This window comes from Tumidithrix elongata BACA0141 (assembly GCF_036349135.1).
Lineage (GTDB): Bacteria > Cyanobacteriota > Cyanobacteriia > Pseudanabaenales > Pseudanabaenaceae > Tumidithrix > Tumidithrix elongata.
The window spans coordinates 22,061-34,080 of record NZ_JAZBJZ010000001.1 but is presented as its reverse complement, the minus strand read 5'-3'; the positions used below and the strand labels follow the sequence as shown (position 1 = coordinate 34,080).

At 48.1% G+C, this 12,020-nt stretch carries 12 protein-coding genes; 5 read left to right on the top strand and 7 right to left on the bottom strand.

From position 1 onward, the window contains the following. The first annotated feature begins 2 nt into the window (after positions 1–2). Together V2H45_RS00125 and V2H45_RS00120 are read left to right on the top strand one after the other, a co-directional pair. Positions 3–1,061, top strand: coding sequence for a TAXI family TRAP transporter solute-binding subunit (locus V2H45_RS00125; protein ID WP_330481565.1), 1,059 nt, complete (start codon positions 3–5; stop codon positions 1,059–1,061). Then, positions 1,058–1,828 (top strand): WecB/TagA/CpsF family glycosyltransferase, encoded by a 771-nt coding sequence (locus tag V2H45_RS00120; RefSeq protein ID WP_330481564.1) that lies wholly within the window; start codon positions 1,058–1,060, stop codon positions 1,826–1,828. Before V2H45_RS00125 ends, V2H45_RS00120 begins: the two co-directional genes overlap by 4 nt. Before the next feature lie 47 nt (positions 1,829–1,875). Here V2H45_RS00120 and V2H45_RS00115 read toward each other — a convergent pair whose 3' ends face one another. Together V2H45_RS00115 and nth are read right to left on the bottom strand one after the other, a co-directional pair. After that, positions 1,876–2,337: a transcriptional repressor gene (locus V2H45_RS00115; RefSeq protein WP_330481563.1), complete on the bottom strand. Its 462-nt coding sequence runs from the start codon at positions 2,335–2,337 to the stop codon at positions 1,876–1,878. 164 nt (positions 2,338–2,501) lie between these two features. Continuing rightward, positions 2,502–3,200: an endonuclease III gene (gene nth / locus V2H45_RS00110; RefSeq protein WP_330481562.1), complete on the bottom strand. Its 699-nt coding sequence runs from the start codon at positions 3,198–3,200 to the stop codon at positions 2,502–2,504. 192 nt (positions 3,201–3,392) lie between these two features. Between nth and V2H45_RS00105 the strand changes: the two genes are divergently transcribed. Beyond that, positions 3,393–3,584 (top strand): photosystem I reaction center subunit IV, encoded by a 192-nt coding sequence (locus tag V2H45_RS00105; RefSeq protein WP_330481561.1) that lies wholly within the window; start codon positions 3,393–3,395, stop codon positions 3,582–3,584. Positions 3,585–3,625: 41 nt separating this feature from the next. Then, positions 3,626–4,477: a DNA-formamidopyrimidine glycosylase gene (locus V2H45_RS00100; RefSeq protein ID WP_330481560.1), complete on the top strand. Its 852-nt coding sequence runs from the start codon at positions 3,626–3,628 to the stop codon at positions 4,475–4,477. 10 nt (positions 4,478–4,487) lie between these two features. On the opposite strand, the gene lhgO is transcribed toward V2H45_RS00100, so the two are convergent. The 3 genes from lhgO to V2H45_RS00085 all read right to left on the bottom strand — a co-directional run bounded on the left by lhgO (position 4,488) and on the right by V2H45_RS00085 (position 6,545). Further along, positions 4,488–5,681 carry an L-2-hydroxyglutarate oxidase gene (lhgO, locus tag V2H45_RS00095; RefSeq protein ID WP_330481559.1) on the bottom strand — a complete coding sequence of 398 codons (1,194 nt, stop codon included), beginning with the start codon at positions 5,679–5,681 and terminating at the stop codon, positions 4,488–4,490. Positions 5,682–5,710: 29 nt separating this feature from the next. Continuing rightward, on the bottom strand, positions 5,711–6,166 hold the full coding sequence (locus V2H45_RS00090) for a fasciclin domain-containing protein (RefSeq protein WP_330481558.1): 456 nt from the start codon (positions 6,164–6,166) through the stop codon (positions 5,711–5,713). A gap of 121 nt (positions 6,167–6,287) precedes the next feature. Continuing rightward, on the bottom strand, positions 6,288–6,545 hold the full coding sequence (locus V2H45_RS00085; RefSeq protein WP_330481557.1) for a chlororespiratory reduction protein 7: 258 nt from the start codon (positions 6,543–6,545) through the stop codon (positions 6,288–6,290). Between the two features lie 50 nt (positions 6,546–6,595). Here V2H45_RS00085 and scpB point away from each other — a divergent pair, with 50 nt between their 5' ends. Beyond that, positions 6,596–7,072, top strand: coding sequence for an SMC-Scp complex subunit ScpB (gene scpB / locus V2H45_RS00080; RefSeq protein ID WP_330481556.1), 477 nt, complete (start codon positions 6,596–6,598; stop codon positions 7,070–7,072). Positions 7,073–7,135: 63 nt separating this feature from the next. Here the strand turns inward: scpB and V2H45_RS00075 are convergent, their stop codons facing one another. Together V2H45_RS00075 and V2H45_RS00070 are read right to left on the bottom strand one after the other, a co-directional pair. Next, positions 7,136–8,731, bottom strand: coding sequence for an HlyD family efflux transporter periplasmic adaptor subunit (locus tag V2H45_RS00075; protein ID WP_330481555.1), 1,596 nt, complete (start codon positions 8,729–8,731; stop codon positions 7,136–7,138). A gap of 73 nt (positions 8,732–8,804) precedes the next feature. Beyond that, the gene (locus tag V2H45_RS00070) at positions 8,805–11,753 is read right to left on the bottom strand and encodes a peptidase domain-containing ABC transporter (RefSeq protein WP_330481554.1); all 2,949 of its coding nucleotides are present in this window, start codon (positions 11,751–11,753) and stop codon (positions 8,805–8,807) included. Between the last annotated feature and the right edge of the window lie 267 nt (positions 11,754–12,020).

The following is a 12,020-nucleotide window of genomic DNA, read 5'->3' as shown; positions in this document are numbered from 1 at the left end:
TTATGAAGCAAGACTTGCTGGTGGGTGTGAGACTGACAGCACTGCTGTTTAGCGGTGTGCTGGGTGGGATGGCGGTTGGTCTGAGGGAGGCGATCGCTTCCCCATCGTTGTCCTTTGACTTTTCTCCATCGCCAGCAGTGCATGGCAAAAATATTCCCAAACGCCAGTTCATTACGCTCACAGGCAGCAAGCAAGGAAGTTACTATAAAGCCGCGATCGAGTTAAACGAATTGCTGAAGCGATCGGGTTTACAGCTGAGAGTCAAAGAATCGGCGGGTTCGTTGCAAAATCTGCAAGCGATCGCCGAGGGCAAAGCCGATCTTGCTTTCATTCAAATGGATGTAGCGGCATTGCAGGAAGAATCCGATCGCGCCAATGGTACCAATGTAATCGGTAAAATTCGCATCTTTGCCCCTGCCACCAATGAAGTGATTCACATTATTGTGAATAAGCGATCGGGGATTCAAAGTCTAAAGGATCTGCAAGGCAAAAGGGTGAGTTTCGGCCCTCAAGAATCGGGAACCGCTGTCAGCGCCAAAGCGATTTATTCTGTGATGGGCTTAAAAGCTGAACTAGCCAGTCAAAACATTCAATTTATGGATGTGAGGGAATCGATTCAAAAAGTGAATCGTGGGGAATTAGATGCAGCTTTTTTTACCGCTTCTAAGGGTGTGCCTTTGCTGTTAGAGCTTTCAGCCGAAGATAGTAATAACCTGCAATTGCTGTCTCTCTCGAATGATGACTTTGTGCCCTTAGAACAGACACAGGCAGGTTTCAGTCTCTATGCCCCTGTTTACATTGCCGCAAAAACCTATCCTTGGCAGCAAGCAGAAACTTCTGCAATTTCTGTGTTTGCTTTCCTCGTCGTGCGTAGCGATCTCGAACCGCAAATGGTATACGAACTCGCCAAGCTCATTTATCCCAAAGCCGCCGATCTGAGGCAGCAAGATCCTTTTTGGAAGTTCCTCAGTATAGAGCAAGCAAAAATTGATATCTCAGGCAAGGCTCCCTACCATTTGGGAGTGATCAAATTCATCCATGAAACGCAGTCAGGGAATTGAATCTACTATCCGCAAACCAGAATTCCAAATCCTTCCCCATCATTGGTGTGGAGATTCACGCAACCAGCTATGAAGATGCTTGCGATCGCATCTTGAGCCTAGCACAGAGTAAAACCTCCTGCTATATTGTGGCGGCAAACGTGCATGTGGTGATGACTGCCTTTTGGGATCGAACCTATCGCGAGGTGGTCAATCGTGCCATTCTGGTTACACCCGATGGAATGCCTCTGGTATGGGGATTGCGGCTGTTAGGCGTGCGGAATCAGCCGAGGGTCTATGGGCCAGACTTGATGCTGGCATGGTGCGATCGCGCTGCAAAAGAAGGCTTATCAGTTTATCTCTATGGCAGCAAAACAGAGACTTTAGAGAAATTAGAACGGAACTTAAAAGTACAATTCCCACAGTTAGCGATCGCGGGTAGCTATGCTCCTCCCTACCAAAAGGATGTAGAAGTCTTAGAATCCGAGCTGACGCTAATCAAAGAATCTGGTGCGGCTGTCGTCTTCGTAGCCTTGGGATGCCCGAAGCAGGAATTTTGGATGGCACAGGTGCAGGGGAAATTAGATGCCGTCATGGTGGGTGTGGGTGCAGCCTTCGATTTTCATAGCGGGCAGGTATCGCAAGCCCCACGCTGGATCATGCGTCTCGGTCTAGAATGGCTCTATCGCTTTGCTCAAGAACCACAACGCCTCTGGCGTAGGTATTTGCTCAACAATCCGCTATTCGTGATTCTCTTTGCATGGCAACTGTTGCGGGGCAAGCACTAAAAAGAAGGTCTGAACGTTATATTTTCGGGATATCTGCGAGTTGCTCCTTAAAAAATCGATCGCTGCCCCTCTGGGCTCACACCAATAATTGTAAGTTGGCAATCTAGAACCTTAAACCCGTATTTATCGGCAACTTTCTGACTAATTGTTAAAATCTGGTCGTTTTTAAACTCAATAACGCGGTTGGTCTTCATACAAACTAAATGATGGTGATGATGAGGTCGGGGCTGATTGAGCTCGTAGTGCTTGTGGTCTTCGGTTAACTCTAGCTCTCGCAAAATCCCCATGCGTGCCATCAGTTTCACCGTTCTATAAATGGTTGACAAACTGATATTTTCGCCCTGTTCTTGCAACCGATAAAACAGATCTTCAGCACTCAAATGCTCTCCCTCTGGCAGATTCTGAAAAGTGCTCAAAATCACTTCTCGTTGCGGAGTCATGCGCCACCCTTTCGCGTTGAGTTCCGCTTTTAGTGCTTCTGGCGAGTAAGCTGTCTGATCGGGAGACATAGGTCATTATCAATAACGATAGCTTCTTGAGAATAACATAATTTCAACTTCAGTACCCCAAAGAGGCGCACCAGAAGGGCGAATTCACAGAACTAGTGCCGCGATCGCATAAGCAATAAAAACAATTCACTTCAGATTACGCCGCCGATCGCAGTTTTGTATGTTTACGCAAGAGCAGATACCCGTTTTAAAGGCGGGACGGTCAGGATCGCAGACTGATCGGAGGGGCATAGATCGGCTAGTTCGCAGCGATCGCAGGCAGGATTACGAGCATTGCAAACGGCACGACCGTGATAAATCAGGCGAATTGACCAATTTTCCCAATCCTCTTGGGGCAAGAGACTAATCAAATCTCGTTCGACTTTGAGCGGGTCGTCATGCTTGGTTAGTCCCAATCGTTTGGTTAGCCGTTTGACATGGGTATCCACCGTCACTCCCGCATTGATGCCGTAGGCGTGGGCAAGCACGACATTGGCAGTTTTACGCGCTGCCCCAGGGAGGGTAATGATTTCTTCCATGCGTTTGGGAACTTCGGAACCAAACTGCTCGACTAGAATCGAAGCCGTGGCTTTGATATTCTTGGCTTTGTTGCGATAAAACCCCGTGGAGCGCACCAACTCGGTCAACTCTTCGATATCGGCGGCAGCAAGCGCTTGGGCATCGGGAAAACGCCGAAATAGCTCAGGTGTAACTTTATTTACCCGTTCGTCGGTACATTGAGCCGAGAGAATTACTGCCACGAGTAACTGGACTGGGGTGTCATAGGTAAGCGTGCAGGTGGCATCGGGATATAACCGCTTTAGCCGAATCAAAATTTCATTGGCACGGACTTTCGCAGCAGATCGCTTTTTGATAATCCCCATGGTTTCAAAAGTATGGAATTAAGTTGAATTTCAAGGATTCTGAAGGTGTTTTTACCCATGATACTGAATCGGTGTTACATAAAACTTAACGAACAGGAAATAGACAGAGGCGATCGCATCGCAGTAACCTAGATTGCAATAATTGTTCTTATTTATTTTTAGAATTCAACCTAGTTTAACAAGGAAGACTCTATGGCAATTCAACGCGGCTCTAAAGTGCGTATCCTTCGCAAAGAATCTTACTGGTATCGCGATCTCGGTACCGTAGCTTCGATCGACAAGAGTGGCATCATCTACCCCGTAATCGTTCGCTTTGAAAAAGTTAACTATTCTGGTGTTGCTACCAACAACTTTGCAATTGACGAAGTTGAAGAAGTTTCATAAACGTTAAGCTATTAGCTGTTTATACAGTTAGTAGTTTTACGATGCCTGAGTTACCAGAGGTTGAAACCGTTCGACTCGGTTTAAATCAAAATACACTTGGTCGGCAGATTCGAGGAGGTGAAGTGCTATTACCACGCACAGTTGCCTATCCGAATCTGCCGACTGATTTTTTGTCTGCCCTTGCCGAAGCTGCGTTTGTCGAATGGCATCGACGGGGCAAATACCTGCTAGGGGAATTGAGCAATCAGAGTTGGTTGGGCGTACATTTACGCATGACAGGTAGCCTGCGCTGGTGCGATGCGACGACAGAGGTGCACAAACACACGCGCGTAAGGTTATTCTTTGATGGCGAAAAGGAATTGCGCTTTGACGATCAGCGTACCTTTGGGCAAATGTGGTGGGTTCCCCAAGACACAGCCCTCGAAACCATCATCACGGGTCTGCAAAATTTGGGCATAGAGCCTTTCGACCCGCAGTTCACCCCTGAGTATCTAGCCCAACGCTTACAGGGTCGAGATCGTCCGATTAAAAATGCTCTACTCGACCAAGCGATCGTGGCAGGGATTGGCAATATCTATGCAGATGAATGTTTGTTCTTGAGCAAAATTCATCCGCGCCAGCCCGCTAGTAGTTTGAATGAGGCAAATCTGATCGCATTGCACCAAGCAATTATCCAAGTGCTGCGAGCAGGAATCGCCAAAGGGGGAACTACATTCAGTGATTTCCGCGATCTGGGTGGTGATAAAGGCAACTACATCGATACGGCTTGGGTATTTCGTCGCACAGGACAACCCTGTAGGGTCTGTCAAACCGCGATCGAGCGCATCAAACTAGCTGGGCGTTCTTCGCATTTTTGTCCCCAGTGCCAGCCTTTACTGGCAGCAACTACATAATCTGCCCAATTTAAGACAGCATTAGGTTAACTTCCGCAGCGATCGCTTTGCCAATTTCTAAGGATGAGGTAGCAGCGGGGGAGGGGGCATTGCAAACATGGACAGAATGTTGCCCTTTGACAATTAAGAAATCATCGACAAGTTGACCGTTGGGTTGGAGTGCCTGCGCCCGCACACCTGCATGGGTGGGGACTAAATCATCGGCTTGCACGGCGGGAATTAGTTGCTGGAGGCTGCGTACAAATGCCGCTTTGCTAAACGAACGGATAATTTCTTGGATGCCCTCGTTGGCATGTTTGGCTGCAAGTTTCCAAAATCCAGGATAGGAGAAAATTTCCGCCATATCTTTGAGATCGAAATCGGTTTTCTTGTATCCTTCGCGCTTGAGACTCAGCACGGCATTGGGGCCTGCGTGGACGCTGCCATCAATCATTTTGGTAAAATGGACGCCCAAAAATGGAAAGTTGGGATTGGGCACAGGATAGATCAGGGTTTTGACCAGATCGCGTTTTTCGGGTTTGAGTTCGTAATATTCGCCGCGAAATGGGACAATCTGCGCCTGTGGATCGACATTGCCAAGTTTGGCAAGGCGATCGCTTTGCAGCCCACCGCAGTTGATTAGCAAGCGTGTTGAGAATGTGCCGCGATCGGTTTCTAAGATTTGCCCATCTGATGTGGGCGTGATTTTTTCGACTTTCGTATTGAGCAAAAGTTCGCCACCGCGATCGCGGACGATTTCGGCGTATTTTTGACACACCTGCCTATAGCTCACAATTCCCGTTGAGAAAACGCGAATTCCTGCCAAACATTGGACATGGGGCTCAATTTCTTTGACTTCCTCAGCACTGATTTTAGCGATTTGCAGCCCATTGGCTAAGCCACGCTGGAATAGGTTGTCTAGCTGAAGCAGTTCGTTTGCTTGTGTCGCAACAATGACTTTGCCACAGACCTCATGGGCAATGCCATGTTCGCGGCAAAATGCCACCATAGACCTGCAACCATCATGGCAAAACTTGGCTTTAAAACTGCCGGGGCGATAGTAAATGCCTGAATGAATGACCCCACTATTATTCCCAGTTTGATGAAATGCCCACTGGCTTTCTTTTTCGAGCAGGAGCAATTTTGCTTGGGGATATCGCTGACAGAGTGCCATCGCTGTCGCCAATCCCACAATTCCGCCACCAACGATCGCAAAGTCGTACATTGTGCCCCTCCGATCGTGATTCGATCGGCCTAAGACTTCATTCCAGCATAGCCAGCGGTCATATAGCCCTCAAAATAGAAAGGACGCATGAGAATGACAGTGTCAATCACATGAATGATGCCATTATCTGCCTCAATATCCGCTGCCACTACCGTAGCATTATTGACTTCAAATACAGTATCAGAGACTTGCAAGTCAATGGTGGTTCCTTCTAAAGAAGTCACTTTATCTAGTTTTGCTAGATCGGCTCTCGTATATTTGCCAGAGACAACGTGAAAGGTGAGGATTCGCGTTAATTGGGGAATATTTTGCACTAGGGTTGTAATGGTTCCCCCAGGGAGTTTGGCAAAGGCGTCATCATTGGGTGCAAACACCGTGAATGGACCAGGGCTCTTGAGTGCATCGACTAAATTTGCTGCTTGGACAGCAGTGACTAAGGTTTTAAATGCACCTGCACCGACCGCAATATCGACAATATCAGCCATAGGAATCTCAAGTTTTATAAAAACATCTTTAAGAATCGTAAACTATGGTTGCTGTGCCGAGTTGCTGCAATCCATAGAAATTCCTATAGGTTAACCATAGGGAATGTCAAGGTTCAAAATTCTATTTTTCTAGTCGCACGGCATACCACTGCCATGTCCCCGCATCGCCACAGTCAAGTTCGCAGGCAGTTTTGAGTAAGCGTTGCACTTGATCGTCGATCGCTGGAATTTTTTGTAAGTCTAACGGTAAATTATCCTGTATATCTGCGAGCAAACCGCGCAAGCAGTTCTCTAGCTCAGATGCCGTCATAAACTGTTCGGTCATGCTGGGTGCTAACACAACATAATTATCCTCGTAATACATGATGCTACTGGGCACGATTTCAATCTCCTTCGCTCATAACTGCCGTCGTTATGTACAATCTTGCCATGTCAGAGTTAGTCTCCCAAAAAATTGAAGCGATCCTTTATCTCAAAGGGCAAGCCATTACGATCGCCGAGATCGCGGAAATCTTAGCCTGCGATCAATCTACTGCCGAAGAAGGCTTGATCGATTTAATCGCTGAATATGCCCATCGCAATAGCGCGTTAGAAATTGCCGAAACCGATACTGGGTTCTCTTTGCGCTTGCGCGAAGAGTTTGCCGATCTCGTGCAAAAACTGGTTCCCAGCGATTTAGGGCGGGGAGCGTTAAGGACTTTGGCCGCGATCGCGCTCAAAAACCCAATTACCCAATCCGAACTGGTGGAATTGCGCGGCTCAGGGGCATATCCCCAAATCCAAGAGCTAGTCGAGCAGGGGTTTGTCCGCAAACGCCGTCAATCCGATGGGCGATCGTACTGGCTGCAAGTAACGGAAAAATTTCACCAATATTTTGAAATTGACGATCTGTCTAAGCTAGTCTGAGATCGCGATCGAAAGCGTAAGTTGCCATTCAGATTTGAATTGGCGAATCACCAATTCAAATCTCTAGCGCACAAACTTGAGGCTTTCCGTATTTTTGACAAAGAAGTCAGTAAAGAGGCTAATGATCGTGCGATCGCGGATTTTAATATTTGCCGTCAGAGACATCCCAGACTGCAAGTGAATTTCGCGACCGTTGACATTCAGAGTTTGTCGCTCGATCTGTACCTTGGCAGGGAAACGATAGGTGGGGTGGGTTTGGTCGGGTGGCAGCGCATCGGAACCAATCCAGATTAATTTCCCTTTAACATCGCCAAATTCGCTAAAAGGGAACGAATCAATGCGCACATCCACAGGCATATTCTCTTTAACAAACCCGATATCTTGGTTGGTGATAAACACTTTCGCAATTAACATGTCGTCAGGCACGATTTTGAGAACGATTTCGCTGGCGTTTGAATTTGCAACATAGCCTAGACCCGCTTTCAGTTCAAATACCGTACCCGATGCAGGGGCACGCAATTCTTGATATTTGAGAGCTACTTCAGCTTGACTGATTTGTCCTTCGATTTCGGCAAGCCGTTTGCTGTTTTCCACCAGAGCTTTAGTGAACTGGCTATCGATTTCCGCAATTCGTTTGGTATTGTCGGCAATTTGGCTCGTTAACTCCTTGCGCGTGGTATCAAAGGTATTGTTCAAACGTGCCTGTCCTTCTACGATCGCTGCTTTAAGCCGCATTTCCTCCTGCGCTAATTGGCGAATCTCTGATTCCGTGGTCTGTACCTGTTTCTTTTGGTTGAGATATTGAATTTGTGAAATCCCCCCCTCCTTGGCAAGTCCTTCAAGACCATCAAGAATTTTTTTGTCGATCGCTAGCGAATTCTGACGACCAGTGCGATTAATGCGAGTTTGGTTTAACTGTTCGATCGACTGGGCAATACTGGCATCCGCAGCCTGCGATCGCGAACTTAGCTCGGCTCTAGAAGCACTCAGTCGATCCTGCTGGTCGTCCGTCAAATTTGCCTCTCCACCATTCACCTGCATCCGATAAAGTTGCATTTCAGACACCAGCGCTTCACGGCTGCGAGCGAGGGCAAAAAACTCCGCAGGCACAGCCTTTGCTTTAGAAGGATCGATTGGCGATCGCTTCCCATTAAGGACATCCTGATAGAACTGGTTCTCCTGTTGCAGGTTTTTGCGCAACTTTTGTAGGGATTCAAGCTGAGCTTTGGCGGCGGTCGAGTCAATCCTTAACAGGACGTCCCCTTCCTTCACGCGCTGCCCATCCTGAACTAAAACCTCCTTAAGTACACCATTGGAGGGCGCTCGCACTTCTTTGACTGCACCCTGCGGCTCCAATTTCCCCTGGGCGGGAATGGATTCTTCGATCTTGGCGACCGAAGCCCAAACTAGCCCCACTGTCACGGAACCGAGTAATGTCCATAAAATCGTTTGAATCCACTTAGGCGATTGACTCAATGCCAAGGGCTGATCGAAGCTCTTTTTCGTCGCAGCAGGCAGTTTCTCGGGGGGGATCGTTTCTGAAAGCTTTGCCACATTCTCATGACCAACAGTCAAGTCTTGAGATATACCCGCTTCTATCTTCTGTGCTTGACTGCGATCGCGATTGTTACTTCGCTTATCTTTTTTGCGCTCGAACATATCTTATTTACCTTCACTAAACCGAATTTACACAAATCACTGAGCCTTGAATGGAGCCTTGAATGAATCTGGTTTACGATTCCCCTGCTGCCTCCTGCTGGCGATATAAGCAGTAATAGCGTTCCTGCATAGCCATCAGTTCGTGATGGGTTCCTTGCTCGGCAATACGTCCGCTATCCATCACCACGATCGAGTCAGCACTATGAATCGTAGCTAGACGGTGGGTGATAAAGAAAACCGTCCGCCCTCGAAACTCATCCGCCAAATTTAAGCAGACTTGACGCTCGGTATTGTAATCCAGCGCGCTAGTGGCTTCATCGAGAATGAGTAGTTGTGGCTTTTGCAAAACTGTCCGCGCGATCGCAATTCGCTGTCTTTGTCCGCCCGAAAGAGAAGAGCCGCGTTCTCCCACCCGTGATTCGTAACCCTGAGGTAACTGCATGATGAAATCGTGGGCACAAGCAGTTCGCGCTGCTGCAATGATTTCTTCGGGGGTAGCATCGGGATTAGTCAAGGCAATATTTTGCTGCACCGTACCATCAAACAGCAAGGTATCCTGTAAGACTACGCCAATCTGGCGGCGCAAAGAGTAAAGTTCGACTTTGCCAATGTCATATTCATCGATCAGAATCCTGCCTGCTTCGGGGTCATAGAGCCGCGATAGTAACTTCGTAAGCGTGCTCTTACCTGCACCACTGGTTCCAACCACACCGACAAACTTACCCGCAGGAACTTCTAAGTTGACATTATTGAGCTGCAAGTTGCCATTAGGATTGAAGCGGAAGTTCACACTCTCATAACGCACAGCCCCTTGAATGGCAGGCATGGGAATATTGCGACGACCCGCTTCTTCCTGTTCTTGGGGATGGTTGATAATATCGCTGAGTCGTTCGAGCGAGAGGGCGGTCTCTTGGAAGTTTTGCCAGAGCTGAATCAGACGTAGCAGGGGGGAAGTCGTATAGCCCGCAATGATGCGGAAGGCGATGAGCTGTCCCAGTGAGAGCTTGTTATCTAGTACCAGAAATGCACCGACCCATAACAACAACAGGTTAGAGAACTGATTTAAGAACTGATTCATCGAACCCGCTGTCGTGGAAGTGACCACCGTTTTAAATCCATCGGAAATGTAGCGTGCATAGCGACGTTGCCATTCCCAGCGCGATTGTAGTTCGATACTTTGGGCTTTAACCGTTTGAATCCCCGAAACCACTTCGACCAGATAGGACTGCGTGGCGGCATTACGTTCTGCCTTGCTACGAAGTTGCGATCGCACGATCGGTGCAACGATAAAGGTAAGCAGCCCAAAAATTGGCACAGTTCCCAATGCTACCAATGTTAAGAGCCAGCTATAACAGATCATCACAACGATGTAGACGACAGAGAAGACAGCATCAAGAACGACAGTGAGCGCCGTACCTGTGAGGAACTGACGAATATTCTCAAGTTCGCCAATGCGGCTAGAGAGTTCCCCTACAGAACGTTTCTCAAAATAGCGCAAAGGCAGTCTAACTAAGTGATCGATGGTTTCTGAACCTAGGGTTAGATCGATGCGATTGGTGGTATTCACAAATAGATAGGTGCGCAGGGCACTAATCACAGCTTCAAACACAGCCACTGTCAGTAGAAGAACGCCCAAGGTGTTGAGCGTAGCGGGTGCATTTTGGATAATCACCTTGTCAATAATCACCTGCGTGATCAGCGGATTTGCCAAACCCAACAGTTGCACGAAGAAAGAGGCAAACAGAACCGTAAGTAAAGGATTGCGATAGCGTTTGAGCGAAGGCAAGAACCAAGATATTCCGAATTTCTGTTTGGGGGTGTCCTTGGTGGGCTGGAGTAATAGAATTTGTCCTGACTCTCCCCAAAGATCGGCAAACTGAGCCGTTTTCTTCACGACAATCCCCTGTTCGGGAATGCCTAACACCTGTTCGCGATCGCTAGTTGTATAGAGCACTGCAAAGGTATCATGCCAAGACAACAGGGCAGGCGTAGGAACTTGGCTAATGGCGCTGGCAGGAATTGCCACCAACTGTCCGTTCAAGCCCATCAGTTCGGCGATCGTGCCACATAGTTGTAAAGAGATTTTGCCAGAGCGCTCGTATTGATTGGCGATCGCGCGTTTGATCGCATGGCGATTAAAGGGCATGTGCCAGTACTTTGCCAGCATCTCAAAGCAGGCCGCCGAAGCATCGACAGGGCCTCTACCGTGAATATGGGGGTAATCTTGGGCTTGGCGATCGCCCCGATCTGCCCACTGTTGCCGATCGGGCGCGTAAGGGATATCGAGTGCGGTGGGGAGTGGCGGTAAATCTTCTACGATCTCAGCGGTGGCAACAAAGGTATCGCGCAAACCAATTAAACGTAGCGAACCTCCTGATGCGATATCGATGAAATCATTTTTGGCATGGAGTTTGGTTCCAACGGGAAGCGTAAGATTTTGTCCGCCACTGACGAGCCAAATAAAATCTGGATCGAGTTTCGTAAAGGTGTTTCTACCCGATGAGAAAGTAATCGTGGCAGCATCTTGCAGAGCCTCGCGGGCAAGTTGGGGAAAATTGCTAGGCGCTTGGGCGCGTCGATCCATTTCTAATGCCAAGAGATCGAAGACCTCAGAAGCAGAAACTTGGTTGGTAAAAGCTGCCTTAAAGGCTGGATCGCGATCGCAAAATTTTTCAAAATCATCCGCATCTAGTGCTAAACAAGTACTTTCCACTGAAGCGATCGCAGTATCGCAGGGCACATTACGGATCAAACTTGCCCAGCCGATCGCCGCCCCGGGCTTGAGAATTTCTAAGGTGGTCGGGAATGTGGTTTTGGGTACTTGAGCGATCAGTCTTGCCTGACCTTCCCATAAAAACAGAACTTGGGCTGGCATGGTTTCGCGACGTAAGATCACCTGCCCCATGCGATAGCGTAGCGGCTGTAAGCGTTCCCTCAGTTCTCTCAAAACAATGCGATCGAGGTTCTGAAACGCTGGGATGCGATCGAGAAAGTCCTGAATAGCATCGGTGTTGGTAGTCATGCAAAATTAACGCTATGAATAGGGCATCGAAGTCAAGGTTAAAACCAAAGCATACAAACAAGAAACGTCTCAGTCAGCAATCAGGATTCAGGTTCTCCTAGGATTGCGCTAAAAACTTACCATACCCCGCACATTTTGCTGCAAACCCAAATCAATATTTCGGGAAATTTTAAGACCTAGATCCTATGTTTTGAAGAGCTATCTCTGCGATCTAGATCCCAACTTTGTGATGACGTGAGACACGTGTTGCCCTGACTTTCCTGAATA

Excerpts from the sequence above, each read along its gene's own strand:
- V2H45_RS00125 (WP_330481565.1), top strand. The coding sequence starts at position 3 with ATGAAGCAAGACTTGCTGGTGGGTGTGAGACTGACAGCACTGCTGTTT.
- V2H45_RS00115 (WP_330481563.1), bottom strand. The coding sequence starts at position 2,337 with ATGTCTCCCGATCAGACAGCTTACTCGCCAGAAGCACTAAAAGCGGAA.
- nth (WP_330481562.1), bottom strand. The coding sequence starts at position 3,200 with ATGGGGATTATCAAAAAGCGATCTGCTGCGAAAGTCCGTGCCAATGAA.
- V2H45_RS00105 (WP_330481561.1), top strand. The coding sequence starts at position 3,393 with ATGGCAATTCAACGCGGCTCTAAAGTGCGTATCCTTCGCAAAGAATCT.
- V2H45_RS00100 (WP_330481560.1), top strand. The coding sequence starts at position 3,626 with ATGCCTGAGTTACCAGAGGTTGAAACCGTTCGACTCGGTTTAAATCAA.
- lhgO (WP_330481559.1), bottom strand. The coding sequence starts at position 5,681 with ATGTACGACTTTGCGATCGTTGGTGGCGGAATTGTGGGATTGGCGACA.
- V2H45_RS00090 (WP_330481558.1), bottom strand. The coding sequence starts at position 6,166 with ATGGCTGATATTGTCGATATTGCGGTCGGTGCAGGTGCATTTAAAACC.
- scpB (WP_330481556.1), top strand. The coding sequence starts at position 6,596 with ATGTCAGAGTTAGTCTCCCAAAAAATTGAAGCGATCCTTTATCTCAAA.
- V2H45_RS00075 (WP_330481555.1), bottom strand. The coding sequence starts at position 8,731 with ATGTTCGAGCGCAAAAAAGATAAGCGAAGTAACAATCGCGATCGCAGT.
- V2H45_RS00070 (WP_330481554.1), bottom strand. The coding sequence starts at position 11,753 with ATGACTACCAACACCGATGCTATTCAGGACTTTCTCGATCGCATCCCA.